Consider the following 26,143-nt stretch of genomic DNA (forward strand, 5'->3'; position numbering starts at 1 on the left):
CTACTTCTTGTGCTGCACCGGCGGCGTGCCGTGCGTGTGAAACGACTCGATCGTCTTGAGGCCCCACGCCTGCCCCTTCTTGCGTTCGTCTTCCGTCCACACGATCGGCTTCCAGTCGGGCGCGAGGATGAGGCGCGCGCCGGCATTGGCGACTTCGACGCGGTTGCCGCCGGGCTCGTAGACATAGAGGAAGAAGGTCTGCTGGATCGCGTGCTTGTGCGGGCCGGTCTCGATGTGGATGCCGTTCTCCAGGAAGATGTCGGCAGCGCGCAGAATCTCTTCGCGGCTGTCGAGCGCGTAAGTGACATGGTGGAAGCGGCCGGCCGTGCCGGAATGGTCGAGCGAATAGGCGAAATCGTAGCTCTTGTTCGACATCGTCAGCCACATCGCCGCTTCGCGGCCGTCGTTCAGCACGATCTGCTCGGTGAGGCGGCAGCCGAGATAATTCTCGAAGAACTCCCGGTTGGCCTTGATGTCCACGGCGAGGCAATTGAGGTGATCGAGGCGGCGGACATTGACGCCGCGCGCGGGAAAGCGCTGCGCCTGGTTCTTCAGTGCGGGCTTCAGCTCGGGCGGCGCCTGATACCATTCGGTCTCGTAGTAGAGCTCGACGATGTGTCCATCGGGATCGCGGCAGCGGAAGGTCGGCCCCTGCCCCATGTCGCCGTCGATCCAGCCGATGTCGAAGCCGGACCCTTTCAGCGCCGCGACGCGACGCTCCAGCGCCTGCTGGCTGCGCGCACGTAACGCCATGTGCTCCATGCCCGATGTCTTCGACGCCGTCAGTTTGAGCGAATAGCGCTCGTAATCGTCCCAGCCGCGCAAATAGACCGACTCGCCCTTTTGTCCGCTGACGGTCATGCCCATCACGTCGACGAAGAATTTCAGGCTCTCGTCCGGCTTGGGTGTCAACAGCTCCATGTGGCCGAGATGAGCGAGATCGAGGATCGGTTCGGGCTGCATGGTGTCCTCCAAGACGTGGCTTGCGATCCGCTGGACCGGATCCCGCGATCTGGCACAGGCTGCAATCCACTCACGCGCCGGTGGGCGGCACAAGGCCGCCGGTTTATTTGTACTAATGTACAAATGATTAGGTCCCGTCAACAAATCAAACATCGCCGCCCGGAACGGATGACGGACCATCCAGGATGACCAACCCGTCCCGGAACCGCGGACCGACTGCCCGAATGGTAAAATCTCTCTTAAGCACTCTCGGACCCGTCGGCCGGGAAAAAGCAGCATTTTCCGCCGCTACTGCCAGGGAGTATGTATTGGGAACAATCCTCGCACCTGAATTGTCGCGGATTTAACGAAGCGCCGGCGCCTGCCGCTTAACCGTTTGTCCAGCGACGGCCGTGCATAGTCCGGACAACCCGTTGCTCTTGCCAGGTTCATTCATTGTGACATCCTTTGGACGCGTGATTTCGGTTCGCGGATCGCTCGCCCGGGTCGGGCTGCTGGCTGAAAGCCGCATGCCGGTCTCGGAAGTTCGGGCCACCGTCGGCCGCTTCGTCAGTATCCGCTGCGCCAGCTCGGTCATCGTCGCCATGATCACCGAGGTGTCCTGCGAGAACCTCTCGAGCAACGACAATCTGATCGCCATCGCCTCGGTCGACCTGCTGGGCGAAATCCTCAACGCGACCGGCAAGGCCAAATTCCAGCGCGGCGTCACCAACTATCCGACCATCGGCGATTCGGTCGACCTGATCACGAGCCAGGAGCTGCGCACGATCTACGCGCCCACCGGTTCCGACCAGATCAATGTCGGCTTCCTTCAGCAGGACAGCTCCGTCGTCGCCTATGTCGACATCGAGGAAATGCTCTCCAAGCACTTTGCAGTGCTGGGATCGACCGGCGTCGGCAAATCGACCGGTGTGTCGCTGTTGCTCAACGAGATCCTCAAGGCACGCCCGAACCTGCGCATCTTCCTGCTCGATGTGCACAACGAATATGGCCGCTGCTTCGGCGACCGCGCGCTGGTGCTCAACCCGCGCAATCTGAAACTGCCATTCTGGCTGTTCAATTTCGAGGAAATCGTCGACGTGCTGTTCGGCGGCCGCGCCGGCGTGCCCGAGGAGCTCGACGTCCTCGCCGAGGTCATTCCGCTCGCCAAGGGCGTCTATACCCAGTACCAGAACGCCGACCGCATCGGCTTGAAGCGCATCGATCCCAAGCAGATCGGCTACACCGTCGATACGCCGGTGCCTTATCGCCTGGTTGATCTGATGTCGCTGATCGACGAGCGCATGGGCAAGCTCGAGAACCGCTCCTCGCGCATCATCTTTCACAAGCTGATCTCCCGCATCGAGGCGGTCCGCAACGACCCGCGCTACGCCTTCATGTTCGACAACGCCAATGTCGGCGGTGACACCATGGCCGAGGTGATCAGTCACCTGTTCCGCCTGCCGGCCAACGGCAAACCGATGACGGTGATGCAGCTCGCCGGCTTCCCGGCCGAGGTCATCGATTCCGTCGTCTCGGTGCTCTGCCGCATGGCCTTCGACTTCGGCTTGTGGAGCGACGGCGTTTCGCCGATGCTGTTCGTCTGTGAGGAGGCTCACCGCTACGCCTCGGCCGATCGCAATGTCGGCTTCGGGCCGACCCGCAAGGCGGTGTCGCGCATCGCCAAGGAAGGCCGCAAATACGGCGTCTATCTCGGCCTCATCACCCAGCGTCCGGCCGAGCTCGACGCCACCATCATCTCCCAGTGCAACACGCTGTTCACGATGCGCCTTGCCAACGAGCGCGACCAGGCGCTGCTGCGCGCCGCGGTGTCGGATGCGGCCGCGAACCTGCTTTCGTTCGTGCCCTCGCTCGGCACCCGAGAAGTGCTGGCATTCGGCGAAGGTGTCGCGCTGCCGACGCGGCTGCGCTTCAAGGAGGTGCCGCCGCATCAATTGCCGCGCGGCGAAGCCACGATCAGCAGCGTGCCCTCCGTCACCTCCGGTCACGACATGCATTTCGTCGGCGCCGTGCTCGAGCGCTGGCGCGGTGCCACCTCGCAGCGCGACGTGCCGAACGATCCGGTGTTCTCGGCGCCGCCCGCGAAGACGCTCTCCAGCATCGAAACTCCGATGCTGCAACCGTCGATGGGGTTGGATCCGGACCGCTTCTCGCTGCTGAAGAAGCCGCTGCGGTAAAGCGACGCTCGTTTTCCAGCGCCGGCATTGCGAGCCTGGCGTCACGTTGAGCATGGCACCCGCATCGACTATGGTTGCCGGCCCCAAGCCGGAATCCATGCCCATGACAAAGCCTGTGCAACGCTTCGCCGCTCCCGCCCTCGATGCGCTCCCTGACGACATCCGCACGCGTCTCCTCGCCGTCCAGGAGAAGAGCGGCTTCGTGCCGAACGTGTTCTTGACGCTGGCCTACCGCCCGGACGAGTTCCGCGCCTTCTTCGCCTACCACGACGCACTGATGGAGAAGGACGGCGGCCTCAGCAAAGCCGAACGCGAGATGATCGTGGTCGCGACCTCGGCAGCCAATCAGTGCCAGTATTGCGTGATCGCGCATGGCGCGATCCTGCGTATCCGTGCCAAGAACCCGCTGATCGCCGACCAGATCGCCACGAACTACCGCAAGGCCGACATCACGCCGCGGCAAAAGGCGATGCTCGACTTCGCGATGAAGGTCTCGGCCGATGCGCAGCGGATTTCCGAGGACGATTTCACCGCGCTCGCGCCGCATGGCTTTAGCGACGACGACATCTGGGACATCGCCGCAATCTCCGCCTTCTTCGCACTGTCGAACCGGCTGGCGAATTTCACCGGCATGCGGCCGAACGACGAATTCTATCTGATGGGACGGTTGCCGAAGAAATGACCGACCGCCGCGAGGGCGGAAGGAACGCATCGCCACAATGCAGCGGATGAGTTCCCGCTTGACGGGAACTCTGTGTTTTCGCAATCGCACACGTTTAATTAAGAATCTCACCCTCAACTAGCACAAACGCCTTGGCACAACTTGCGCAGTTTCCGTCCCCGGAGACGCGGATGAGTCGTGCCTGTTGGGGGGCTTCTCATGAACGTGCGGGCATTTGTTATCGCGACCTGTATTGGCACGACATTCTTCGCTGCCGGATACGCATGGAACTATCAGCCGGAGATCATCAACGCGAACGAGATATGGAGCATGTTCGAATCGGAGCACGGCAAGGCGCGGGCTGCCGTCTTACGCGTCCTCGTTGCGCCGAATTCAGCTCACTTCAACGGCCTGCGAACGATCGATGCAGACCAGGCAAGATACGTATGCGGCTCCGTAAAAGCGATGGACAAGGAGAGGCAGTATGTCGAGGCCGCGTTCGTTTACACCGTCTCGATCGATTTTGCCCGTATCGACGACGACGGCCGGATGACGTCGCAGCGCTCTGCTTACAAGCCCTGCCCAGGCGCGGCCGACGACAAAATTGCCGACCAGAACACGCTGATATCGCCAGGCGCGCTGTCGATGATCAAGACCATCGAAAAAGTCATCCCCAAGTCGAGCGGCGGAACGATGGAACAACAGCTTGGCCAGCTGGCCGGACAGACAGCGGCGGTGGCGCCAGGTTCGGCGGTCCCGCGGAGATCAGCCGGCTCATCGGGTTCGCCAGCCTCAGCAGGGGCAGGATGGGCGCCAGCAGCACAGCATTCAGGTTCGGGCGTGGAGGCGCGACAAGCAGATGAACTGACGTGGCGTGTCGATCAGCCGCCGGCTGCATGGCCAAGTTTCCCCTCGGACCATCCGCTGGCGAAATCGGCGCAGAAGCGGACGAGCGCCGAGGCCCTGGCTTTCGCAACAGATATCGAGGCTCGCTGGGAGAAGGCCAAATCATCTGGCGTTCCGGCCAAGCGTCCTTCGCCTGAGGAGATCAAGGAAGCATGCCGCGCGCTACTTACGATTGATCCCGCGGACAAGGATTATCCGCGGGCCTGGGCCGCCTTTGTGCGGTTGCGCAAAATCGATCGCGACGCTGCTGGTTGAACTGGCGTGAACCTGTCCTAGCGCTGCGCCATCAACTCGAGCGCCGGGGCAAAGCGCTCGGAAAACGTCAACGTCTTGGCATGGTGAACTGCGGCAAACGATGCCGAGATCCCGGCTGAAGCGACCACGAGCAGGGCAACGGCGAAAATCAGACGGCGCATTTCGGCCTCCTGTGTGAGCTCGACAATTCCAACAAGTGGCACGGCTTTGTTTCAGCACTGCTTCGCGCGGACGGGAGATGGTTTCACTCAAGAGGCTGTGATCAGATCCAGTTTGCGGAGCCGCATGCCTGCTGCTGCGAGCGTTGCGCCTAATCATCCTCCGCTGGCCCACACCAGCCGGGCAGATAGATCGCATCCTTGCTCTTGGCTGAGGACATCGCCTTCTCGAGCGCCTTGTCGAAATTGGCATCCACAGCCTTGCGCGACAGCTTTCGACGCAGATAGTCGGCCCACAGGAATTCGGAGAAGGGCGTGGTGTCCTTGGCGAAGCCGCCCATGCGGCGCAGTTCGCCGGCAAGGCTCCGGAAAGGATCGTCCTTGAGGTCGACGACGGATTTGGGCAAATCGCGGAATGGTCGCCGTTCGCCCTTGGCGTCGTAGGGGTAAACCCAGCGCTTGTTGTCCATCACGCCCCAGAACGCTTCGCGCTCCACCATCCTGAGGTCGCCGACAATGGTGACCAGCACCTCCTTGACGCCCTCGTCGTGCAGCGCGCGACCGAGATGATGATGGTCGATCACGTAATAGCGCTCGTCGGGGCCGTGCACGACGGGGATCATATGCTTGCCGAGCAGATCGGCCTGCTTCTTCTTGTCGTGCTCGCGCCAGCGCTTGCGCTTCTCCTTGACCTCGCGCATCCCGACCGTCATCTGCGTCGGCCGCAGCGACAGGATCGACACCGGATGCACTCTCGGTTCGCGCGTATTGGTCATGGTCGAAAGGCCCCTAACATGGTTGCAGCTGCGTGGTCAGGTTCCCTGGACTATGTCATGGGCACCGCGCCGGCAAATGCATTCGGCTCGGTGGATATTATTGCATCGCACCCTCTGCAGGCCCCGAACGACCACGGTTCCACGGTCCTTCGTTCGCAGTCCTGCAGGATAGTGCGAACGCGCAATGCACGTGCGCGTTGAGAAAATTTTCTGCAACGCGTTCACTACGTATGCTATCTAAAAATCGCTGCTTCGGAGTGATCCCTGCACCATGACAACCCAGCGGCCCATAAGCTCGGATGACGAGCACCGGGTGCTCCAGTTCAGGCCGCGCACCTCGCCTTCCCCGACGGCCCACCGCGGCAACGCTAGCGTGCAGCAATTGCGCGTCGCGCCCGAGCGGCTCGACCTGTCGCGCTACGAGGAGCCCCGCACCGAACCGGACGATTTCCGCCGTCGCATGCTCGCCAATATCGCGGCGCTGGCCTTCACCATCGCACTGACCGCGATGGGGATCTGGCTCGCGGTGAGCATCGCCGACCTGCGCCGGACCCAGGATTGCGTGCTGATGGGCCGCCGCGACTGCGTCAAGATCACGACGCCGCACATCTAGGCAGGACATCTGGTAAGCAAGACGTCTGGTAGGCCCGCTGGCGCTCCTTCGGCCGAAACGGCTCAGCCGGGGCGTCCCCAGCCCGGTCCCCACACCCGTCCGGCTCCATTGAACTCAGGGCGGCGCTCCGATATACGGGCTTTCGACCCGGCCAGAGGGGGGTTGAGGGCGTCATCGGGGCGCGATGCCCACCCATCGTTCCACTCTGGAAAATCTGACAAACATCTGCAATATATCAAAGGCTTAGTGATGTCCTCCACATTCGATCAGGTCGCTACGATCATCGCTGAAACCTGCGACATCCCGCGCGACACGATCACGCCGGATAGCCATGCCATCGATGACCTCGGCATCGACAGCCTCGATTTCCTGGACATCGCGTTCGCGATCGACAAGCAGTTCGGTATCAAGCTGCCGCTGGAAAAGTGGACTCAGGAGGTTAACGACGGCAAAGCGACCACCGAGCAGTATTTCGTGCTGAAAAACCTGTGCGCCCGCATCGACGAACTGGTTGCGGCCAAGGGCGCGAGCGCCTAAGCGCGCGGTCATGCAACTCGAATACTTCCACATGATAGATCGCGTCGTCGACCTCAACGTCGACGCGAAGACGATTGTTGTCGAGGCTCAGGTCCCGATGGAGAGCACCATCTTCGAAGGGCACTTCCCGGGCTATCCCCTGATGCCCGGCGTGCTCCTGATCGAATCGATGGCGCAGGCCTCGGGCTGGCTTCAGCTTGGCGTGCTCAAATTCGAGCGTATGCCGATCCTGGCTGCCGTCAAGGAGGCCAAGGTCCGCGGCTCGGTCTTCCCCGGCGATCTCATGAGCATCGAGGCGAGCCTGGCCCATCAGGGCTCAGGCTACGCCGTGACCGAAGCCAAGATCAAGGTCGGCGGCAAGCTGCGCGCGAATTCGACGCTGACCTTCACGCAGATTCCCTTTCCCCATGCGGATATGCGCGCCCACATGGACGCGGTCGCCAAACGCGTCGGCTTTCCGCAACAGGCCGTATTGCCATGACCGAGACTGCTTCGAAGCCTGCCCAGACGGAAGTCTGGATCACCGGCATTGGCCTGGCCACCTCGCTCGGCGAGGGCCTGGACGCCAACTGGGCCGCGCTTCAGGAGAAGCGCATCAATGTCGACGAGAAGGGCTTTGCACCCTACATTGTGCACCCCCTGATGCCTGTCACCTTCGACAGCCAGATCCCCAAGAAGGGCGACCAGCGCCAGATGGAAGCCTGGCAGCGCATCGGCACCTATGCGGCCGGGCTTGCGCTCGACTCCGCCGGGATCAAGGGCAACAAGGACATCCTGTCGAAGATCGACATGGTGGTCGCCGCCGGCGGCGGTGAACGCGATCTCAACGTCGACACCGGCGTGCTCACGGCCGAGGCCAAGGGCGCCAACGCGCCCGGCTTCCTCAATGAGCGGCTGATGAGCGATCTCAGGCCGACGCTGTTCCTGGCCCAGCTCTCCAACCTGCTCGCCGGCAACATCGCCATCGTGCACGGCATTGGCGGCACCTCGCGCACCTTCATGGGTGAAGAGGTTGCCGGCGCCGATGCCGCCCGCATTGCATTGTCGCGCATCGCCTCCGGCGAGAGCGACATCGCGCTGATCGGCGGCTCGCACAATGGCGAGCGCAAGGACCTGATGGTCCTCTACGAATTCGGCGACTTCAATCTGAAGGACAAGTTCGCCCCCGTGTGGGCGCGCAAGGACCACGCCGGCTTCGCGCTCGGCTCGGCTGGCGCGTTCTTGGTGCTGGAATCGAAGGCCCATGCGGAAGCGCGCGGCGCAAAACCATTCGCAAAGCTGTCGAGCGTCGTTGCCGACCTTGCCCGTCGTAAGACCCCCGGCGACATGGCCGCGACGCTGGAGAAGCTTTGGGCAAAGTTGCCGAAGCGCGACGGCAAGGGCGCGATCATATCCGGCGCGACCGGCGCGGAGCCTGCGACATCAGAAGAGCGCGCCTTCCTGAAGGGCCACGCCGAGTTCCCGGTGCGCTCGACCGGCACGATGTTCGGCCACACCATGGAGACGCAATTCCCGCTCGGCATCGCGCTCGCCGCGCTGTCGATCTCTCGCGGCGCGCTGTTTCCGCCGAACGATTCCACGGGCACCGAGATTGAAATGCAGGGAGCGCCCACCCAGATTGTGGTGGTGGGGGCCGGACACTGGCGCGGCGAAGGCATGGCGCTGGTCGAGGCAGTAAGCTAAAGCGCGTTACGCTTTGGCAGGTTATTGTTTGGGTATGATCTTCTCGGAAAACCGCGTCACGCTTTTTCGGATCATGCTCCAGCTCAAGCGGGGATCGACATGACTGCACCACGCGACAAACTCGGGCGTCCCGTCGTCGTCGTCACCGGCATGGGCATCATGACCTCGCTCGGCAACGGCAAGACCGACAATTGGGCGAAGCTCGTCGCCGGCGAATCCGGCATCCGCACCATCACGCGCTTTCCGGTCGACGGCCTCAAAACCACGATGGCCGGCACGGTGGATTTCGTCAGCGTCGATCCGTTCTCCTCCACCGGCCTGTCCGAACGGATGGCCGAACTGGTGACGCAGGAAGCGCTGGACCAGGCCGGGATCGGCACCAAGGCGGATTTCCCGGGTCCTCTCTTTCTTGCGGTCGCACCGGTCGAAGTCGAATGGCCGCAGCGCCGCGAACTCGGCCGCGCCGTCGGCAAACCCGACTTCAATTACGACGATCTGCTGCGCATCTCCGGTGGCGGCAAGTACAGCGCCTATCACCACCGCTTCATGTTCGGTTCGGTCGCCGCCTACCTCGCCGAGACCTTCGGCACCAAGGGCTCGCCGATCTCGTTGTCGACGGCCTGCGCTTCGGGCGCGACCTCGATTCAGCTCGGCGTCGAGGCGATCCGCCGCGGCGAGACCGATGCCGCGCTGTGCGTGGCGACCGACGGCACCGTGAATCCGGAGGCGCTGGTGCGCTTCTCGCTGCTCTCGGCGCTTTCGACCCAGAACGACCCGCCGCAGGCGGCCTCCCGTCCCTTCTCCAAGAACCGCGACGGTTTTGTCATGGCCGAAGGCGCCGGTGCGCTGGTGCTCGAAAGCTATGAAGCCGCCACCGCGCGCGGCGCAAAAATACTCGGCGTAATCGCCGGCTGCGGCGAGCTCACCGATTCCTTCCATCGCACCCGCTCCTCGCCCGACGGCAAGCCGATCATCGGCTGCATGAACAAGACGCTGGCCGATGCCGGCATGACGCCGGATCAGATCGACCACATCAACGCGCACGGCACCGCGACGCCCGAGAACGACAAGATGGAGTACAATACGACATCGGCCGTGTTCGGCGAGCTCGTCTCGAAGATTCCGGTCACCTCCAACAAGTCGATGGTCGGCCACACCATCTCGGCCGCGGGCGCGGTCGAGGCGATCTTCTCGCTGCTGACGCTGGAGCATCAGCGTATCCCGCCGACGATCAACTACGACAATCCGGATCCCACGATCCTGTTCGACGTCGTCGGCAACAAGGCACGCGATGCCCGCGTCACCGCGGTGATGTCGAACTCGTTCGGCTTCGGCGGCCAGAACGCCTCGCTGATCCTGACCCGCGAACCGGCCTGACCGGACGCATGGCGCTGCTTCCGGCGAGGACGAAGGCCCGCGCGCGGCAGACGGCAAAGTCGATCGGTGGAGGGCTGATCGGCGCTGCCACCGTCGGCATGTTGCGCACCACGCGTTATTTCGATCCAGCCAAGACCTCGGACTTTTTCGCACGCGTCACCAAACTGATCGGCCCGCGCCTGCGCGAGCACCGCATCGGCCGCGCCAATCTCACCGCGGCGTTTCCGGACAAGTCGCCCGAGGAAATCGAAGCCATCCTGATGGGCGTCTGGGACAATCTCGGTCGCGTCGGCGCCGAATTCGCCCATATGGACCAGGTCTGGGATTACGACCGCGATCATCCAGAAAACAGTCGGATCGAACTGCCCAGCCGCAGCATCGAGCTGTTCGATCAAATCCGCGACGACGGCAAGCCGGCGTTGATCTTCGCCGCACATTTGGCCAATTGGGAATTACCGGCGCTCGCCGCGGTCGCGCACGGGCTCGATGCAGCGATCCTCTACCGCCGCCCGAATATCGCCTCCGCCGACCGCATCATCCAGGAGATGCGACAGGTCAACATGGGCACGCTGATCCCGGCGGGGCGCGACGCGCCGCTGCGGCTTGCCCAGGCGCTCAAGGACGGCAAGCACGTCGCGATGCTGATCGACCAGTATCTGACCGGCGGAGTCGAGGTCACCTTCTTCGGCCGCAAGACCCGCGCCAATCCGATGCTGGCGCGCCTGTTACGACAGGTCGAATGCCCGATCCACGGCGTCCGCGTCATCCGCCTGCCCGGCGGCCGCTTCACCGCCGAGATCACCGAAGAGGTCCACCCGGTGCGCGACGCCGACGGCAAGATCGACATCCAGGGCACCACGCAGGCGATCACGAGCGTGGTGGAAAACTGGGTGCGCGAGCATCCGGAGCAGTGGCTGTGGCTGCACCGCAGGTGGCGGTAGCGGACAGTAGTGCTTACCGCCCCGTCTTCACCCTGGTCCAAAGCCTATTGATGACCCGCTGGGTCGCGGGCTCACGCGCCGTGATGACGAACAGCTTTGCGAGCGTCGCCTCGTCCGGATAGATGTTCTTGTCGTTCAATATTTTCGGATCGACCAGTTTCTGGCTGGCGAGGTTGCCATTGGCGTAGGACAGGAAGTCCGTATTCCTGGCGGCCACGTCCGGACGGTAGAGATAGTTGATCAGCTCGTAGGCTTCGCTGACGTTCCTGGCATCCGCGGGGATCGCGAGATTATCGAAGAACATCTGCGCGCCCTCCTTCGGGATGGCGTAGCCGATCTCGATGCCGCTTTTGGCTTCGGCAGCGCGGGCGCGGGCCTGCATGATGTCGCCGGACCAGCCGACCACGAAGCAGATCTCGCCGGTGGCGAGCGCGCTCAGATATTCGGACGAATGAAACTTGCGCACGGAGGGCCGCACCTTGGTGACGACATCGGCGGCCTTTTCGAGGTCGGCCTGCTTGGTCGAGTTCGGATCGAGCCCGAGATAGTTCAACGCCGCCGGAAAGATGTCGTCGGCGGAATCCAGCATGTGGACGCCGCAGTCTTTGAATTTCGCGAGGTTCTCCGGCTTGAACACGATGTCCCAGCTGTCAATCTTGGCATCCGCTCCGAGAATCTGCTTCAGCTTGGCGACATTGTAGCCGATGCCGGTCGTGCCCCACATGTAATTGGCGGCGTAGACGTTGCCGGGGTCGTAGATCGCGAGACGTTCGGTCACCACCGGCCAGGCATTGGCCAGGTTCGGCAGCTTCGACTTGTCGAGCTTCTGGAAGATGTTGGCCTTGATCTGGCGCTGGAGGAAATAGGCGGTGGGCACCACGACGTCATAGCCGGATTTGCCGGCCATCAGGCGCGTCTCCAGCGTCTCGTTGGCGTCAAACGTGTCGTAGACCACCCTGATGCCCGTCTCCCTGGTGAAGGCCTGGAGGACGTCGGGCGCCACGTAGTTCGACCAATTGTAGAAGTTGACGACCCGCTCCTCGGCCACGGCAGGAGCGGAGAGCAACGTCAGCGCGGCGGCGATCGCAAGGCCAAAACCACAGCGGCTGACGTTGGTCATCTCCCTACCTCTTGCGCCCGCGCACCGCGTCCGACAGTCGCTCCAGTGCGGTGTCGAGCGTCTCGTCCTTCTTGGCAAAGCAGAAGCGCACCACCGAGGTCACAGGGTCCTGCTCGTAGAAGGCCGAGACCGGGATAGCCGCGACCTTGTAGTCCTTCACGATCCGCCAGCAGAACTCGGTGTCGCTCTCGTTCAGCCCGAGCGGGGACAGGTCGACGGTGAGGAAGTAGGTGCCCTGCGACTTCAGCACGGGGAAGCCGAGGCTCTCCAGGCCCTTGGCGAGGCGGTCCCTGCTCCGCGTCAGGTCCTTGCGCATCGACAGGAAATACTCGTCGGGCTTGCCGAGGCCGTAGGCGACGGCGGCCTGGAGGTTCGGCGCGGTGGTGAAGGTCAGGAACTGGTGCACCTTGGCGGCAACGCGCAGCAACGGCGGCGCGGCGCACACGAAGCCGATCTTCCAGCCTGTCAACGAGAAGATCTTGCCGGCCGAGCCGATCTTGATGGTGCGGTCGCGCATGCCGGGGATGGTGATCAGCGGGATGTGCTTGTGCTCGTCGAAAGTGACGTGCTCCCAGACCTCGTCGCAGATCGCGATGACGTCGAACTCCTGGCAGTAGCGCGCCAGCAGCTCGAGGTCCTCCCGCGGAAACACCACCGCGGACGGATTCAGGGGGTTGTTGAAAAGCACCGCCTTGGTCTTTGAATTGAAGACACTTTTCAGCATGTCCTCATTCAGCCGCCAATGCGGCGGCTCGAGCCGGACCAGGCGCGGAATGCCGCCGGCCTGGCGGATAATCGGCAGATAGGAATCGTACACCGGCTGGAAGCACACCACCTCGTCACCGGGCTGGACCACGGCGAGGATGGCCGAGGTCAGGGCCTCGGTGCCGCCGGAGGTCACCATCACCTCGCTCATCGGATCGAGCTCGAGGCCGTGCCAGTGGCCGTAATGGGTCGCGATCGCCTGACGGAGTTCCGGCAGGCCCATCATCGACGGGTACTGGTTGTAGCCGTTCAGCGAGGCCTCGGCCGCGGCGCGGCGGATGTCCTCGGGCCCGGGATCGTCGGGAAAGCCCTGCCCAAGATTGATGGCGGCATTGTCGCGCGCAGCCTGCGACATCGCCTCGAAGATGGTGACGGGAAGGTCTGCGAAGACCTTGTTGAGGGACGAGCTCTTGGACATCGGCGGGGTCAGCCGCCGACCTTGCTGGGAAGACCCGCCGCCTTCCAGCCCAGCATGCCGCCGGCCAGATGTTTGTCGTAAGGCAGGCCCGCGGCCTGCGCCGCCAGTGAGGCCGTCACCGAACGCTTGCCCGAGCGGCAGGCGAACACGACCTCCTTACCCTCCGGATCGGGGATCGCTTTGGGATCGAAGGTCGAGAGCGGCACGACCACGCCGTAGGGATAAGCCTCGGCCTCGACCTCGTTCGGCTCGCGCACGTCGACGAGGAGATAGCGCCCTTCCGCAACACCCTTGGAGACCTCGTCCGGGGTCAGATCCTGTACTTGATTTGCCACATCATCCTCCAACGTCGCGGGCCGCTGCCGGGGCGATCCCGGCGGCCGGCAACCTCGCCTCTTGGCCCGCGAAAATCAAGCGCTACAAAGGCTTGAGCTGCCTTGCGCAAGTTAAAGCTAAATCGCAGCGACTTGAAGCGCGACCTTCCAACGGAGGATCAGATCGTCACTTAGATGGTCACCTGGGTGCCGACCTCGACGACGCGGCCGGAGGGGATCTGGAAATAGTCGGTGGCGTCGTTGGCGGAACGGCTGAGCGAGATGAACAGCCGGTCCTGCCAGCGCGGCATGCCGGAATGGGCGGCCGGCTTGAGCGCCCTCCGCGACAGGAAGAACGAGGTCGACATGATGTCGAACTGCCAGCCGAGCTTGCGGGCGATCGCCAGCGCCTTCGGCACGTTGGGCGATTCCATGAAGCCGAACTTCAGCGTCACCTTGGAGAAGGTCGGCGAGATCTGTTCCAGCTTCACCCGCTCGGCCGGATCGATGCGCGGGGTCTGCGCGGTCTCGATGGTGAGAATGACGTTCTTCTCGTGCAGCACCTTGTAGTGCTTCAGACTATGCATCAGCGCGGTCGGCGCGCTCAGGGGATCGCTGGTCAGGAACACGGCGGTCCCGGGCACGCGCTGCGGCGGCCGCTTCTCCAGCATGGCCACCAGGTCGGCGAGCGGGAATTCGAGCTTGCGCGACTTCTCGAACAGCAGCCGGCTGCCGCGCCGCCACGTGTACATCAGGATGATCATGAGCGCGCCGAGCGCCAGCGGCACCCAGCCGCCCTCGAACACCTTGAGCAGATTGGCGGCCAGGAAGGTGAGGTCGAGAAACAAGAACGGCGCGATCAGGGCGGCAGCCGTGAACGGCGACCACCGCCATACCTTCCAGATCACCACGAAGCCCATCATCGCCGTAACCACCATGGTCCCGGTGACGGAGATGCCGTAGGCCGAGGCCAGCGCGCTGGAGGAGCGGAATAAGAGCACCAGCAGGACCACTGCGACGAGCAGGAGCTGGTTGATGCGCGGGATGAAGATCTGGCCGGAATGGGCTTCGGACGTATGGCGAATTTCAAACCGCGGCAACAGACCGAGCTGGATCGCCTGACGCGTCAGCGAATAGGCACCGGTGATGACCGCCTGGCTCGCGATAACCGTTGCGGCGGTGGCCAGCACCACCATGCAGCCGCGGAAAAAACCTTGCGGAAAGAGCTGGAAGAACGGGCTCACGATCGCGCCGGGGTCGCCGAGCACGAGGGCGCCCTGCCCCAGATAGTTCAATGCCAGCGACGGCACCACGATGAACAGCCAGGCGGTCTGGATCGGCCGCTTGCCGAAATGGCCGAGGTCGGCATAGAGCGCCTCGGCACCGGTGACCGCCAGGAACACCGCGCCGAGCGTCACGAAGCCGATGATGCCGTGGTGGATCATGAAGGACACGGCGTAGAGCGGGTTCAGCGCGAACAGCACCTGCGGCTGCTGGATGATCGGGTGGATCGCCGCGATCGCGATCACCGCGAACCAGACGCACATGATCGGGCCGAAGAAGGCGGCGACGCGAGCGGTGCCACGGGACTGCACGGCAAACAGACCGACCAGGATGATCACGGTCAGCGGCACGATGTAGGGCTCGAAGTGCAGGGTGACGTCCTTCATGCCTTCGAGCGCCGACAGCACCGAGAGCGCCGGCGTGATCACGGCGTCGCCGTAGAACAGGGCTCCGGAAATGATGCCGAGCAGGACGATGGTTGTTCCGCGGGTGCCGACTGCGCGCTGGGCCAGCGCCATCAGCGCCAACGTGCCGCCCTCGCCGTTGTTGTCGGCACGGAGCAGGATCACGACGTATTTGAGCGTCACAACGACGATGAGCGCCCACAGGATCAGGGAGAGCACGCCGAGCACGGCCGCCGGCGTCGGCACCCCCTCCGCGCCAGAAGCCGCCATCACCGCCTCGCGGAACGCGTAGAGCGGGCTGGTGCCGATGTCACCGTAGACCACGCCGATGCTGCCGAGTGTCAGCGCACCGAAGCCGGCAGTGGTGTGGGCATCGCCATGCCCATTGGCCGCCGCCGTTTCCGGGGCGGAAATCGCGATATCACTTGTCATGGGAGAGCCTGGTGGCCTCTAAAAATGCTTCACTGCACAACGGCAGAAGGGCGCGGGGCTTATAGGCCTGCGCTGCCGGCATAGCCTAGCCAGATTTTGGACCTTAGCCATGCACATTTGCATGGCTTGGCCGGATGCCGTTTAGATGGTGACCTGGGTTCCGACTTCAACCACGCGTCCGGTGGGAATCTGGAAATAGTCGGTGGCGTCGTTGGCGGACCGGCTCAGCGCGATGAACAAATGGTCCTGCCAAAGCGGCATGCCGGACTGCGCCGACGCCTTCAGCGAGCGCCGCGACACGAAGAATGAGGTCGACATGATGTCGAATTGCCAGCCCTGCTTGCGCGCGATCGCGAGTGCCTTGGGCACGTTCGGCTGCTCCATGTAGCCGAAGCGCAGGCGGACCTTGAAGAACTTGTCGCTGATCCTCTCCATCCGGAACCGCTCCGACAGATCGACCCGCGGCGTATGCGCGGTCTCGATGGTCAGGACCACGTTGTGCTCGTGTAGCACCTTGTTGTGCTTGAGATTGTGCAGCAGCGCGGTCGGCACGAAGGAGGGATCGCTGGTCAGGAACACCGCGGTGCCCTTGACGATGTGCGGCGGCCGCTTTTCCAGGCTCCGGATCAGATCGTCCAGCGGCACCTCGATGCGGCGCGTTTTCTGGATCAGGATCCCGGACCCTCGCCGCCAGGTCCAGATTGTCCCGGCCATGATCACGCCGAACAGCAGCGGCACCCAGGCGCCTTCGAGCAGCTTCAGAAGATTCGCGCTGAAGAAGCTGATGTCGACCACGACGAAGGGCAGGATCACCGCTGCGGCCGTCGCCGCGCGCCAGTTCCACAATTTCCAGATCACGATGAAGCCCATGATGCCGTCAGCAACCATGGTGGTGGAGACCGCAATACCGTAGGCCGAAGCCAGATTGCTGGGGGTGTGGAACAACAGCACCAGCAGCATCACACCGATCAGCAGCAGCCGGTTTACACGCGGCAGATAGATCTGGCCGGCATGAGTTTCCGAGGTGAAGCGCACCTCGAAGCGCGGCAGGAGGCCGAGCTGCACTGCCTGATAGACCAGGGAATAGGCCCCCGTGATTACCGCCTGGCTCGCGATCACGGTCGCCGCGGTCGCAAGTCCGACCAGCGGCAGCACGAAATGCTCGGGCACCATGCGATAGAAGGAGTGTTCGATCGCGCTCGGATCCGACAGCACCAGTGCGCCCTGCCCGAAATAGTTGATCAGGAGCGCAGGCAGCACGAAGAACATCCAGGCCGACTGGATCGGCTTGCGGCCGAAATGGCCGAGGTCTGCGTAGAGCGCCTCGCCGCCGGTCACCGCGAGGAACACCGCGCCCAGTGTCACCAGGCCGATCGTGCCGTGCGACAGCAGGAATTGCAGGGCGTAATAGGGATTGATCGCTGCCAGCACCGACGGATCGTCGGCGATGTGAACGGCACCCAGCACGGCAAGAACGGTGAACCAGACGACCATCACCGGCCCGAAGGCTGAGGCGACCAGTGCCGTCCCCTTGCTCTGGACCGCGAACAGCAGCGTCAGGATGAGAACGGTCAGGGGAACGACATAGTGCTCGAAGGCGGGCGTTGCGAGCTTCAGACCCTCGACCGCCGACAACACCGAGATCGCCGGCGTGATCATGGAATCGCCGATGAACATGGAGGCGCCGACGACGCCGAGCGCCATCAGGAACCAGCTCCGCCGCCCGAGCGCGCGCTGGCCGAGCGCCATGAGGGAAAGCGTGCCGCCCTCCCCGTTGTTGTCGGCGCGCAGCAGCAGCAGCACGTATTTGGCGGTGACGACGATCAGCAGCGCCCAAAGGATCAGCGAGAGCACGCCGAGCACCATGACCCGCGAGACCGGCTGGCCATGGGCCGCGCCCCTGACGGCCTCGTGGAATGCGTAGAGCGGCGACGTGCCGATGTCGCCGAAGACGACGCCGATGCTCCCGAGCGTCAGGCCCCAGAAACCCGAGGTGACCGGCCCGTCCGGAGCTTCGGTCGATGTGATGCTCGCCGTCATATGAAACTGGAACGCTTCTGCCCGAGAATTGATCCGGCGCCTTTTGACGGTTCCGGTGCCCCTGTCAATCGGCACATCACCATAGCAGGCACCGGGCCAGATGCTGTGACGGCGCAGCAACGGTCGTTGCCCACGCGACGACATGCCTCAGGTAAGATGGTGGCACAAGAGCCCTGAGCCTTTCAGTCCCCGATTGAAGGGGAATTGGCTCTACATCCTTGTTTTGTCGCGCTTCTTCGCGCGAAACAGGGTCCACTTCGCTCGAATGCGCCCTACGGCTTCAGATTCGGCGGCAGCGGCGGATCTTCGCGCATCAGGGTGATGGTCACCCGCCGGTTGGCCGCGAGCGAGGGATCGTCCGGAAACAGCGGCTGGGTATCCGCCTTGCCGGCGACGGCGAAGACATGGGCGGCCGGCAGGCCCTCGCGTTCGAGGATCTGACGCACGGCATTGGCGCGGTCGGCCGACAGATCGAAGGCGCCGTAGTCGCTGCGGGTCGGCACGAATCCAGCCGCGGTGTGGCCGGCGATGGAGACGCGCAGCGGCGTCGCCTTGAGCGGGACAGCGAGCTTCTCGATCAGGCGGCGGGTGCGGTCATAGGGGACTTTGGAGCCGTCGGCGAACATCGAGCGACCGTCCTGGTCCACGATCTCGAGGTTGAGGCCCTGCTTGGTCTCCTCGAACATGATGTGCTTCGACATCTCGGTCAATTCCGGCATGTCCTGCAACGCTTGGCGCAGCGAGGCCGCCGCCAGCGCAAAATTGCGGTCGACCTTGATCTTGGCGCCCGACGTGCGGTCACGATCCTCCTGGTCCGGCGTCGGCGTGTTGGAGGAGTCCTCGGGCTGAATGTGATCGACGTTCTTCAGCCGAGGGCGGGTCGGCAGCCCGTCGGACTCGACGATGCCGGAATAGCGCGCTTCGGTCTGGACACCGAAGGCGTCGCGCATGGAGCCTGCGACGACCTTCAGCTTGTTGGCATCCTGGGTCGAGAACGCGACGAGCATCACGAAGAAGCTCATCATCAGGCCCATCAGATCGGCGAAGGTCACGAACCAGCCGTGACCGCCTCCGTGTGAATCGCCGCGCTTCTTCTTGGCCATATCTCAAATCCCGGCGCGCGGCCTCAGGCCGGCACCGGCTCGCCTTCAGCGTGGCGGTGCTTCTCGGGCAGATAGGCCAGCAGCATTTCGCGGACCAGCGTGGGGCTCTTGGAGTCGCGGATCATCAGGATGCCGTCGATGATCAGCGTGCGGTTGGTCTCTTCGTCCAGGAGCTTTCCATGCAGCTTGTCGGCGATCGGGGTACAAAACAGGTTGGCGACCAGCGCGCCGTAGAGAGTCGCGAGCAGCGCGGTCGCCATGAACGGGCCGAGCTTTGACGGGTCGGTCATGTTGGCGAACATCTGCACCATGCCGATCAGCGTGCCGACCATGCCGAAGGCCGGGGCGCAGTCGCCGATGGCGCGGTAGATCTTGCTGCCTTCATCCAGATGCATCAAAAAATTATCGCGGTCGCGCTCGAGATTGTCGCGAATGAAGTCCAGGTCGTAGCCGTCGGCGACGTAGCGGATGCCCTTGGCGAGGAACGGCTCGTCGGTCTCGACCTTTTCCAAACCCACGGGCCCTTGCTTGCGGGCGATCTCGGCGATGCGGGCGAGTTCGTCGACCAGATCGTGCGCCGACAGACGGCTCATAGTGAAGGCAAACTTGGCGCCGAGCGGTAGGCCGTGGATCAGCGTCGAGAGCGGAAAGCGGATCATGGTCGCGGCCGTCGAGCCGCCGAAGATGATGATCATCGCATGCTCGGAAACGAACATGTGGAGATCGCCGCCCAGCAGCATCATCGTCGCGATGACGACAATGCCCGCCACGAGCCCGATGCTCGTCATGATATCCATGGGAGACTCCAACGCGAACGCAACAACGGCCGTCCTGGCCGATGGCGCGGCCCAACCCCGAACCGCATCGGAAACCCTAGTGAGCCGCGATTAAAGACGCGTAAAGGTTAAGTTGAGCCGGCGCGCCTGGCGGCCGCAGCGCGCTGAAAGGCGCCGGCTTTTGCCGACTGCCGACACGGATCTCAACATTTTGCTAACCATACGGTGTCGCGCGCACCCGTCACCCGTGCACGCGATCCCTTCGGCTGCGGCCCTGCGCCACATCGGGGGCGACCGATCAATTGGTATTCTGGACCCGGCCGGCACCTCATGGCGGAAGGCATCGCAATGGTGACGCTGTTCAGTCTTCTCACCGCGGTTCCCGCAGTGCTGGCGCTCCACATGCTCGAACCCGGGCTCGTCCTGCCGGCGTTCAGCGTGCTGCTCTTTGCCGAGGCGGCCCTCGCCGGGATCGCAGCGCACCTGATCCACATGCCGGACAATGCGGAAGATATCACCCTGTGGGATTTTGCCGGCGGCTTCACCTTGATCGGATGCGCTGCCGCGGTGCTCGGCGAGCCGGATCAGGCCGCCTTGTTCCTGACGGAACAGGGCAGCCTGCGAGCGGCGTCGCAACCGTAGATCATCGCGGTCCCGCCGTTAGTGAATCTCCGCCGAGCGCTTCAGCGCAGCCTTCAACTTCTCCAACGAGAAGTCGGGGCTGCGGGCGATCTCGAGGATCGGCGTCTCGCGGCGGCCACAGAGTTCGGCGGCCTCGGGCAGCTTTGCGGCAATATCGTGCGGAATTACGACAGCGCCGTGCTGGTCGGCATGGATCAGATCGTCCGACTTCACGGTCATGCCGGCGACGCGCACTTCGCCGCCAAAGCTCTCGGCGTGCACCCAGGCATGCGACGGGCCGATCGAGCCGGCCAGCGCCTGGAAGCCCGGCGCCCATTGCGGAATGTCGCGGATCGAACCGTCGGTGATGACGCCGAGGCAGCCGAGCGCCTTGTGCACGTTGCTCTGCACCTCGCCCCAAAACGCACCGTAGCCGACGTCGGGACCGTCGATGTCCTGGATCACCGAGATGCGCGGACCGTGGCCGGTACCGACATATTCGTAATATGCGATGCGGCGCTTGGACTGCTCTTCCGGCGGTAGTGAATTTTTCAGCACCGAGCGGATCGCGACCGTGCGGGCATAGCCGACGATCGGGGGCAGATCGGGAAATGGGCAGACCAGTGGTTTGGTGGTGTAGCCGATCAGCCGGCGCTCGGGCGCCACGATCTCCATGGCATTGCAGATCGTCGGCGTGTCATAGCGGCCCAGCGCTTCGAGGACGGAAGCGGGCAGCGGCCCGGTCGCAGTATTCGTCACAGCGTTCTCTCCCAGATTGGCGGCCGCTGTTGGTGCGGTGCCGCCTGCACCGGGCGATATAGCCGAGATCGGGCCTCAACCCAACTCAGGGCGCCTCATGGCAGATATCCAAGTCTCGCTGTTCAGTGCCTTGGCTGCTTGGCGCTTGCCGTTCAGTGCAGCCGGTCGGGCCGGTCGTCTTCGCGCGGCGGCTCCGACAGGTTTGCCAGCGTCGGCGCCGAAGGCGGCGAGGAGACCTCGCCTCCAGCCGGCGCGGTGGCTTCCATCGCGCGCGCCTGGTCGCGATAGGATTTGTAGCCGAGCGGCAAAGCGAGCAGATACAGCACCGTTCCGATGGACAGCACGTGCCAGGGATAGGCGATCAGGATCGCGATGAACACGACCACCGCGACGAACGCCGGCAGCACCAGCTCGGGCGGCACGCGCATGCGCTTGGTCTTGCCGGAGAACACCGGCAGGCGCGACACCATCAGGAAGGCGATCAGCAGCGTATACGCAGCCGTCACCGCCGCAGGCAGCCGGCCGAGATCGAGGAACGCGACATAGATCGGCAGCAGCACCGTGATCGCGCCGGCCGGCGCCGGCACGCCGGTGAAGAAGTTGGCCGCAAAGGCCGGCTTGTTGGGATCGTCCATGGTGGCATTAAAGCGCGCCAGGCGGAGGCCACCGGAGATCGCAAACACCATGGCGGCGATCCAGCCGGCATTGCCGAGCTCGTGCAGCTGCCAGAAATACAGCATCAGGCCGGGCGCCACGCCGAAATTGACGAAGTCGGCGAGGCTGTCGAGCTCGGCGCCGAACTTGGACTGCCCCTTGATCATGCGCGCGATGCGGCCGTCGATGCCGTCGAGTGCCGCCGCGAACACGATGGCGTAGACCGCGAGCGACATCCGCCCCTCGATCGAGAGCCGGATCGAGGTCAGGCCGGCGCAGATCGCCAGCAGCGTGATGACGTTGGGCACCAGCATGCGCACCGGGATCGGGCGGAACCGCCGGCGGCGCACATCAGGATCTTTGAAGTCATAAGGCGTCATGGCTCGTCCTCACCTTGGGGCGAGATATAGCAAGCCGCGTTCCCCTCCGCCATTGCGGCGGAAGGCCCCTCAGGACCGACTTATTGGTTAATTGGCACGGTAGGCGCGGCTCGGGTCGTCTCCGGCAAGATCCGCCAGAATCGTCTCGCCGGCGATCGCGGTCTGGCCTTCCGAGACCAGCGCCTTCGTGCCCAGCGGCAGATAGACGTCGAGCCGCGAGCCGAATCGGATCAGACCGAAGCGCTCACCGGCGCCGATTGCCTGCCCCTCTTTGACGAAGCAGACGATGCGCTTGGCGACCAGACCCGCGATCTGGATCACGCCGATCCGCGCCGTCGGCGTCGTGATCACCAGCGAGTTGCGCTCATTGTCCTCGCTCGCCTTGTCCAGCTCGGCATTGATGAACAGGCCGGGCCGGTAGGCGATACGGTCCACCCGGCCCGCGATCGGGCTGCGGTTCACATGGCAGTTGAACACACTCATGAACACCGAGACGCGCGGCAGCGGCCGATCGCCGAGCCCGAGCTCGGCCGGCGGCAGCGCCATAGTGATCATGGAGACGCGGCCGTCGGCGGGCGACACCACGAGCCCCTCGCGCACTGGGGTCACGCGCACGGGGTCGCGGAAGAACAGCGCGCACCACACGGTCAGGATGGTGCCGATCCACCCCAAAGGCGACCACAGCCAGAACAGGAGGAGGCTTGCCAGCGCAAAGCCCCCGATGAAGGGATATCCCTCCTTGTGGATCGGCGGGATCTGACGCTGGATCGAATCGAGAATGGACATCGCTATCTGCCGCTCAGGGTTGATGGCGCAGGTCGTCCCGCGCGGTGGTGTTGTTTAGGCCAGAGTTGGGACCGGAGACAAGGTCACTCCGCCGCCGCAGGCGCCGTCAGGACATCGGCGACCGGCGGTGGCTCCCGGTTGGGCGCCTCGCCGGAATCGGCCATCCTCGCCAGTTTCTCGCGCGCCGCCTCGGCCTCGCGCTGCCTGTTCCACATGCTGGCGTAAAGTCCCCCCTCCCCAAGCAGTTTCGCGTGGGTGCCGCGCTCGGCGATGCGGCCCTGGTCCAGCACGATGATCTCGTCGGCGCCGACGATGGTCGAGAGCCGATGGGCGATCACCAGCGAAGTGCGGTTCTTCGCCACGCGCTCGAGCGCACCCTGGATTTCGTGCTCAGTGTGGGTGTCAAGCGCGGAGGTCGCCTCGTCCAGCACCAGGATCGGCGGCGCCTTCAACACGGTGCGCGCGATCGCAACCCGTTGTTTTTCGCCGCCGGACAGTTTCAGGCCGCGCTCGCCGACCTGGGTCTCGTAGCCTTTCGGCGCCATGCGGATGAAATGATCGATCTGCGCCAGCTGCGCTGCCTGCTCGACCTCGGCATCGCTGGCGTCCCAACGCCCGTAGCGGATGTTGTAGCGGATGGTGTCGTTGAACAGCACGGTGTCCTGCGGCACCATGCCGATGGACGCGCGCAAGCTCGCCTGCGTGACTTCGCGAATGTCCTGGCCGTCGATCAGGATCTTGCCGCCCGAGATGTCGTAGAGGCGAAACAGAAGCCGCGAGATGGTCGACTTGCCCGCACCTGACGGGCCGACGATCGCGACCGTCTTGCCGGCCGGCACCTCGAAGCTGATGCCCTTGAGGATCGGACGGGACGGCTCATAGGCAAAGCGCACATCCTCGAAACGCACATTGCCCGCGGAGACCACCAGTGGCTTCGCGCCCGGCGCATCCTTGATCTCAGCCTCGCGCCCCAGCACGTTGAACATCTTCTCGATGTCGATGATCGCCTGCTTGATCTCGCGATAGACCATGCCCATGAAGTTCAAGGGCTGGTAGAGCTGGATCATCATCGCGTTGACCAGCACGAAATCGCCGACCGTGTTGGTGCCGTTGCGCACGCCGATCGCGCACATCAGCATGGTCGCGGTCAGCCCCAGCGTGAAGATCACGGCCTGCCCGGTGTTGAGCACGGCCAGCGAAGTATAGGCCTGGACGCTCGACTCCTCGTAACGCGCGACCGACCGGTCGTAGCGCTGTGACTCACGGGCCTCGGCGCTGAAATATTTGACGGTCTCGTAGTTGAGCAGCGAGTCGATCGCCTTGGTGTTCGCCTCGGTGTCGGCATCGTTCATCTTGCGGCGGATGCCGATCCGCCACTCGGTCGCGATGTAGGTGTAGTACATGTAGACCGCGACAGTGACGAGGGTCGCAAGCACGTAGCGCCAATCGAACTGCCACAGCAGCACGGCCATCAGCAGCGAGACCTCGACGATGGTCGGGATCAGCTGCAGGATCACCATGCGCACGATGACCTCGATGCCCTCGCGGCCGCGCTCGAGCACGCGCGTCAGGCCGCCGGTCTTGCGCTCCAGGTGGAAGCGCAGTGACAACTCGTGCATGTGGATGAAAGTGATGGTGGCGAGCTTGCGCACCGCGTGCATGGCAACGCGCGCGAAAATGCCGTCGCGCCATTGCGTCAGCACCGCCATCACGATGCGCATCACGCCGTAGCTGGCGGTCAGCAGCAGCGGCGAGGCGATCACCCAGAGGTGCCAATTGTCGGCCTGAACTGGCGCACTGTTGGCGCCGGTCAGCGCGTCGGTCGCCCATTTGAAGCTGAAAGGAACCGTCAGCGTGATCAGCTTGGCGGCGAGCAGCAGCACCATCGACCAGACCACGCGCATCTTCAGGTCGAAACGGTCGCCCGGCCAGATATAGGGCCACAGATGCGCCAGCGTGCCCATCAGCGTGGCCCGCTCCAGCGGCCCCCCGGCGGGATCAGGAACGTTGGCGCCGGCGGGCGATTGAGCTTGGTCCATCAAGAAGCCTGAAAAGCCCGTCGATGCGGGCTGCGTTGCCATTAAGGATTTTCGTTTGTCATATAGAGCCTTACCGATGCCCATGCACCCCGCCAGATGGCGAATCTTGGATTGTTCGTCGTGGTTTACCGGTAGATTTCCGGAAGCCCCGAATCACCGATTGGGCTTGACGCCCCTTCGCTGCAATGCATCATGGCACCAATGAGCACGATCAAAACCGTCTGTGTCTATTGCGGCTCCGGCCCAGGAACCAATCCCCGTTTCACCGAAGGCGCCAAGGCATTCGGCAAGGCGCTCGCCGAGAACAACATCCGCCTCGTCTATGGCGGCGGCTCGCTCGGCCTGATGGGCTCGGTGGCGACCTCCGTCCTCGATCACGGCGGCACTGTCACCGGCATCATCCCCGATTTCCTGCGGATGCGGGAAAACGCGCTGACGCGCGTGCAGGAGATGATCGTCACCCCCGACATGCACGAGCGCAAGCGACTGATGTTCGAACGCTCCGACGCCTTCGTGGCGCTGCCGGGCGGCGTCGGCACGCTGGAGGAGTTGGTCGAGCAATTGACCTGGAAGCAGCTCGGACGTCACGCCAAGCCGGTGCTGCTGGCCAACATCGATAATTTCTGGGAGCCGCTGTTCTCGCTGCTGTCGCACATGCGCCAGACCGAGTTCATCCGCGCCGGCCTTTCGGTCGACATCCTCAAGGCCGATCGGATCGAAGAGATTTTGCCGAAGCTGAAATCGGCTGCAGCGCAGATCGAAGATGCGGAAAAGCAGCTCGCACCGGAAATGGCGCGCAAGCTCTAGTCCGCAGGAAACGTCACCGCCTCGATCCGGTTACCATCGGGGTCGACAACGAAGGCTGCGTAATAACGCACGCGATCGTGCGGGCGGATACCCGGCGCGCCGTCGGATGCGCCGCCGGCCGACAGCGCTGCGGCGTGAAATGCATCGACCTCGACGGTCGTCTTTGCCCGCAGGCAGATATGGACGCCGCTCTCCGGCGGCACGTGCGGCATGCCCTCGCGCAGATTGATCCAGAATTCGGGATAGGCCTTGCCGAAGCCGATCGTCCGCGGCCGCGTGACGAGGCGAGCGAGACCGAGCGCGGCGAGTGTTGCCTCGTAAAATGTCGCCGAGCGCTGGAGATCGCTGACGCCGACAGAGATGTGATCGATCATGGGTCGCGCCCCCTCTCCTG

The 26,143-nt window shown here is 63.8% G+C and carries 26 protein-coding genes; 11 read left to right on the forward strand and 15 right to left on the reverse strand.

Annotation, left to right across the window (positions count from 1 at the left end; translation table 11 throughout):
* Entirely contained in the window at positions 1-963 is a 963-nt protein-coding gene (locus tag IVB50_RS25345; protein WP_085353038.1) for a catechol 2,3-dioxygenase, read from the reverse strand.
* Positions 964-1,400: 437 nt separating this feature from the next.
* Here IVB50_RS25345 and IVB50_RS25350 point away from each other — a divergent pair, with 437 nt between their 5' ends.
* From IVB50_RS25350 to IVB50_RS25360, 3 genes are all read left to right on the forward strand, one after another.
* Positions 1,401-3,140 (forward strand): DUF87 domain-containing protein, encoded by a 1,740-nt coding sequence (locus IVB50_RS25350; protein ID WP_247297614.1) that lies wholly within the window; start codon positions 1,401-1,403, stop codon positions 3,138-3,140.
* A 103-nt stretch (positions 3,141-3,243) separates the two neighbouring features.
* A complete protein-coding gene (locus tag IVB50_RS25355; protein WP_026233779.1) occupies positions 3,244-3,822 on the forward strand; it encodes a peroxidase-related enzyme in 579 nt (192 codons plus the stop codon).
* A 198-nt stretch (positions 3,823-4,020) separates the two neighbouring features.
* On the forward strand, positions 4,021-4,962 hold the full coding sequence (locus IVB50_RS25360; protein ID WP_085395871.1) for a hypothetical protein: 942 nt from the start codon (positions 4,021-4,023) through the stop codon (positions 4,960-4,962).
* Between the two features lie 17 nt (positions 4,963-4,979).
* Here IVB50_RS25360 and IVB50_RS25365 read toward each other — a convergent pair whose 3' ends face one another.
* Together IVB50_RS25365 and IVB50_RS25370 are read right to left on the reverse strand one after the other, a co-directional pair.
* A complete protein-coding gene (locus IVB50_RS25365) occupies positions 4,980-5,123 on the reverse strand; it encodes a hypothetical protein (protein WP_201263842.1) in 144 nt (47 codons plus the stop codon).
* 149 nt (positions 5,124-5,272) lie between these two features.
* Positions 5,273-5,896: a ParB-like protein gene (locus IVB50_RS25370; RefSeq protein ID WP_211399711.1), complete on the reverse strand. Its 624-nt coding sequence runs from the start codon at positions 5,894-5,896 to the stop codon at positions 5,273-5,275.
* A gap of 271 nt (positions 5,897-6,167) precedes the next feature.
* Between IVB50_RS25370 and IVB50_RS25375 the strand changes: the two genes are divergently transcribed.
* The 6 genes from IVB50_RS25375 (at position 6,168) to IVB50_RS25400 (ending at position 11,047) form a co-directional block, all read left to right on the forward strand.
* A complete protein-coding gene (locus tag IVB50_RS25375) occupies positions 6,168-6,509 on the forward strand; it encodes a hypothetical protein (RefSeq protein ID WP_247297616.1) in 342 nt (113 codons plus the stop codon).
* A gap of 249 nt (positions 6,510-6,758) precedes the next feature.
* Positions 6,759-7,046 (forward strand): acyl carrier protein, encoded by a 288-nt coding sequence (locus IVB50_RS25380; RefSeq protein WP_007592476.1) that lies wholly within the window; start codon positions 6,759-6,761, stop codon positions 7,044-7,046.
* Positions 7,047-7,056: 10 nt separating this feature from the next.
* A complete protein-coding gene (locus IVB50_RS25385) occupies positions 7,057-7,527 on the forward strand; it encodes a 3-hydroxyacyl-ACP dehydratase FabZ family protein (RefSeq protein ID WP_085352753.1) in 471 nt (156 codons plus the stop codon).
* Positions 7,524-8,729, forward strand: a complete 1,206-nt coding sequence (locus IVB50_RS25390; protein ID WP_018459332.1) for a beta-ketoacyl-ACP synthase — start codon at positions 7,524-7,526, stop codon at positions 8,727-8,729. The genes IVB50_RS25385 and IVB50_RS25390 overlap by 4 nt, the downstream gene beginning before the upstream one ends.
* 99 nt (positions 8,730-8,828) lie before the next feature.
* The gene (locus tag IVB50_RS25395) at positions 8,829-10,106 is read left to right on the forward strand and encodes a beta-ketoacyl-ACP synthase (protein WP_018459333.1); all 1,278 of its coding nucleotides are present in this window, start codon (positions 8,829-8,831) and stop codon (positions 10,104-10,106) included.
* 8 nt (positions 10,107-10,114) lie between these two features.
* Entirely contained in the window at positions 10,115-11,047 is a 933-nt protein-coding gene (locus tag IVB50_RS25400) for a lipid A biosynthesis lauroyl acyltransferase (protein WP_204510907.1), read from the forward strand.
* A 13-nt stretch (positions 11,048-11,060) separates the two neighbouring features.
* Here IVB50_RS25400 and IVB50_RS25405 read toward each other — a convergent pair whose 3' ends face one another.
* From IVB50_RS25405 to IVB50_RS25435, 7 genes are all read right to left on the reverse strand, one after another.
* Positions 11,061-12,167, reverse strand: coding sequence for a polyamine ABC transporter substrate-binding protein (locus tag IVB50_RS25405; protein ID WP_247297618.1), 1,107 nt, complete (start codon positions 12,165-12,167; stop codon positions 11,061-11,063).
* Between the two features lie 4 nt (positions 12,168-12,171).
* Positions 12,172-13,350 carry an aminotransferase gene (locus IVB50_RS25410; protein WP_231188630.1) on the reverse strand — a complete coding sequence of 393 codons (1,179 nt, stop codon included), beginning with the start codon at positions 13,348-13,350 and terminating at the stop codon, positions 12,172-12,174.
* A gap of 8 nt (positions 13,351-13,358) precedes the next feature.
* The gene (locus IVB50_RS25415) at positions 13,359-13,685 is read right to left on the reverse strand and encodes a rhodanese-like domain-containing protein (protein WP_063996571.1); all 327 of its coding nucleotides are present in this window, start codon (positions 13,683-13,685) and stop codon (positions 13,359-13,361) included.
* 170 nt (positions 13,686-13,855) lie between these two features.
* Entirely contained in the window at positions 13,856-15,784 is a 1,929-nt protein-coding gene (locus IVB50_RS25420; RefSeq protein ID WP_204510904.1) for a potassium transporter Kup, read from the reverse strand.
* 141 nt (positions 15,785-15,925) lie between these two features.
* Positions 15,926-17,824 (reverse strand): potassium transporter Kup, encoded by a 1,899-nt coding sequence (locus IVB50_RS25425; RefSeq protein ID WP_085385797.1) that lies wholly within the window; start codon positions 17,822-17,824, stop codon positions 15,926-15,928.
* Positions 17,825-18,096: 272 nt separating this feature from the next.
* The gene (locus IVB50_RS25430) at positions 18,097-18,927 is read right to left on the reverse strand and encodes a flagellar motor protein MotB (RefSeq protein WP_007592497.1); all 831 of its coding nucleotides are present in this window, start codon (positions 18,925-18,927) and stop codon (positions 18,097-18,099) included.
* 23 nt (positions 18,928-18,950) lie between these two features.
* Positions 18,951-19,724: a MotA/TolQ/ExbB proton channel family protein gene (locus tag IVB50_RS25435; protein ID WP_018459340.1), complete on the reverse strand. Its 774-nt coding sequence runs from the start codon at positions 19,722-19,724 to the stop codon at positions 18,951-18,953.
* Positions 19,725-20,051: 327 nt separating this feature from the next.
* Here IVB50_RS25435 and IVB50_RS25440 point away from each other — a divergent pair, with 327 nt between their 5' ends.
* Entirely contained in the window at positions 20,052-20,345 is a 294-nt protein-coding gene (locus tag IVB50_RS25440; protein WP_247297620.1) for a hypothetical protein, read from the forward strand.
* An 18-nt stretch (positions 20,346-20,363) separates the two neighbouring features.
* Here the strand turns inward: IVB50_RS25440 and IVB50_RS25445 are convergent, their stop codons facing one another.
* The 4 genes from IVB50_RS25445 to IVB50_RS25460 all read right to left on the reverse strand — a co-directional run bounded on the left by IVB50_RS25445 (position 20,364) and on the right by IVB50_RS25460 (position 24,942).
* On the reverse strand, positions 20,364-21,083 hold the full coding sequence (locus IVB50_RS25445; protein WP_018459343.1) for an RraA family protein: 720 nt from the start codon (positions 21,081-21,083) through the stop codon (positions 20,364-20,366).
* A 152-nt stretch (positions 21,084-21,235) separates the two neighbouring features.
* Entirely contained in the window at positions 21,236-22,117 is an 882-nt protein-coding gene (locus IVB50_RS25450; RefSeq protein ID WP_018459344.1) for a phosphatidylcholine/phosphatidylserine synthase, read from the reverse strand.
* 87 nt (positions 22,118-22,204) lie between these two features.
* Positions 22,205-22,909: a phosphatidylserine decarboxylase gene (locus tag IVB50_RS25455; RefSeq protein ID WP_256374445.1), complete on the reverse strand. Its 705-nt coding sequence runs from the start codon at positions 22,907-22,909 to the stop codon at positions 22,205-22,207.
* A gap of 77 nt (positions 22,910-22,986) precedes the next feature.
* The gene (locus IVB50_RS25460; RefSeq protein ID WP_018459346.1) at positions 22,987-24,942 is read right to left on the reverse strand and encodes an ABC transporter ATP-binding protein/permease; all 1,956 of its coding nucleotides are present in this window, start codon (positions 24,940-24,942) and stop codon (positions 22,987-22,989) included.
* Between the two features lie 201 nt (positions 24,943-25,143).
* Between IVB50_RS25460 and IVB50_RS25465 the strand changes: the two genes are divergently transcribed.
* On the forward strand, positions 25,144-25,749 hold the full coding sequence (locus tag IVB50_RS25465) for a TIGR00730 family Rossman fold protein (RefSeq protein WP_018459347.1): 606 nt from the start codon (positions 25,144-25,146) through the stop codon (positions 25,747-25,749).
* Here the strand turns inward: IVB50_RS25465 and IVB50_RS25470 are convergent.
* The gene (locus IVB50_RS25470; protein ID WP_018459348.1) at positions 25,746-26,123 is read right to left on the reverse strand and encodes a VOC family protein; all 378 of its coding nucleotides are present in this window, start codon (positions 26,121-26,123) and stop codon (positions 25,746-25,748) included. The two genes, IVB50_RS25465 and IVB50_RS25470, sit on opposite strands and share 4 nt — an antisense overlap.
* Positions 26,124-26,143: the final 20 nt, after the last annotated feature.

Origin of the sequence: Bradyrhizobium sp. 87 (assembly GCF_023073015.1) — a bacterium.
Taxonomy (GTDB): Bacteria; Pseudomonadota; Alphaproteobacteria; order Rhizobiales; family Xanthobacteraceae; genus Bradyrhizobium; species Bradyrhizobium canariense_D.

What these genes read in the sequence shown, in the direction of transcription:
- IVB50_RS25375 (WP_247297616.1), top strand. Translation starts at nt 6,168, where the DNA reads ATGACAACCCAGCGGCCCATAAGCTCGGATGACGAGCACCGGGTGCTC.
- IVB50_RS25465 (WP_018459347.1), top strand. Translation starts at nt 25,144, where the DNA reads ATGAGCACGATCAAAACCGTCTGTGTCTATTGCGGCTCCGGCCCAGGA.
- IVB50_RS25460 (WP_018459346.1), bottom strand. Translation starts at nt 24,942, where the DNA reads ATGGACCAAGCTCAATCGCCCGCCGGCGCCAACGTTCCTGATCCCGCC.
- IVB50_RS25430 (WP_007592497.1), bottom strand. Translation starts at nt 18,927, where the DNA reads ATGGCCAAGAAGAAGCGCGGCGATTCACACGGAGGCGGTCACGGCTGG.
- IVB50_RS25440 (WP_247297620.1), top strand. Translation starts at nt 20,052, where the DNA reads ATGGTGACGCTGTTCAGTCTTCTCACCGCGGTTCCCGCAGTGCTGGCG.
- IVB50_RS25355 (WP_026233779.1), top strand. Translation starts at nt 3,244, where the DNA reads ATGACAAAGCCTGTGCAACGCTTCGCCGCTCCCGCCCTCGATGCGCTC.
- IVB50_RS25470 (WP_018459348.1), bottom strand. Translation starts at nt 26,123, where the DNA reads ATGATCGATCACATCTCTGTCGGCGTCAGCGATCTCCAGCGCTCGGCG.
- IVB50_RS25435 (WP_018459340.1), bottom strand. Translation starts at nt 19,724, where the DNA reads ATGGATATCATGACGAGCATCGGGCTCGTGGCGGGCATTGTCGTCATC.
- IVB50_RS25420 (WP_204510904.1), bottom strand. Translation starts at nt 15,784, where the DNA reads ATGACAAGTGATATCGCGATTTCCGCCCCGGAAACGGCGGCGGCCAAT.
- IVB50_RS25450 (WP_018459344.1), bottom strand. Translation starts at nt 22,117, where the DNA reads ATGACGCCTTATGACTTCAAAGATCCTGATGTGCGCCGCCGGCGGTTC.
- IVB50_RS25410 (WP_231188630.1), bottom strand. Translation starts at nt 13,350, where the DNA reads ATGTCCAAGAGCTCGTCCCTCAACAAGGTCTTCGCAGACCTTCCCGTC.
- IVB50_RS25405 (WP_247297618.1), bottom strand. Translation starts at nt 12,167, where the DNA reads ATGACCAACGTCAGCCGCTGTGGTTTTGGCCTTGCGATCGCCGCCGCG.
- IVB50_RS25400 (WP_204510907.1), top strand. Translation starts at nt 10,115, where the DNA reads ATGGCGCTGCTTCCGGCGAGGACGAAGGCCCGCGCGCGGCAGACGGCA.
- IVB50_RS25345 (WP_085353038.1), bottom strand. Translation starts at nt 963, where the DNA reads ATGCAGCCCGAACCGATCCTCGATCTCGCTCATCTCGGCCACATGGAG.
- IVB50_RS25365 (WP_201263842.1), bottom strand. Translation starts at nt 5,123, where the DNA reads ATGCGCCGTCTGATTTTCGCCGTTGCCCTGCTCGTGGTCGCTTCAGCC.
- IVB50_RS25395 (WP_018459333.1), top strand. Translation starts at nt 8,829, where the DNA reads ATGACTGCACCACGCGACAAACTCGGGCGTCCCGTCGTCGTCGTCACC.
- IVB50_RS25385 (WP_085352753.1), top strand. Translation starts at nt 7,057, where the DNA reads ATGCAACTCGAATACTTCCACATGATAGATCGCGTCGTCGACCTCAAC.
- IVB50_RS25380 (WP_007592476.1), top strand. Translation starts at nt 6,759, where the DNA reads ATGTCCTCCACATTCGATCAGGTCGCTACGATCATCGCTGAAACCTGC.
- IVB50_RS25360 (WP_085395871.1), top strand. Translation starts at nt 4,021, where the DNA reads ATGAACGTGCGGGCATTTGTTATCGCGACCTGTATTGGCACGACATTC.
- IVB50_RS25390 (WP_018459332.1), top strand. Translation starts at nt 7,524, where the DNA reads ATGACCGAGACTGCTTCGAAGCCTGCCCAGACGGAAGTCTGGATCACC.
- IVB50_RS25425 (WP_085385797.1), bottom strand. Translation starts at nt 17,824, where the DNA reads ATGACGGCGAGCATCACATCGACCGAAGCTCCGGACGGGCCGGTCACC.
- IVB50_RS25370 (WP_211399711.1), bottom strand. Translation starts at nt 5,896, where the DNA reads ATGACCAATACGCGCGAACCGAGAGTGCATCCGGTGTCGATCCTGTCG.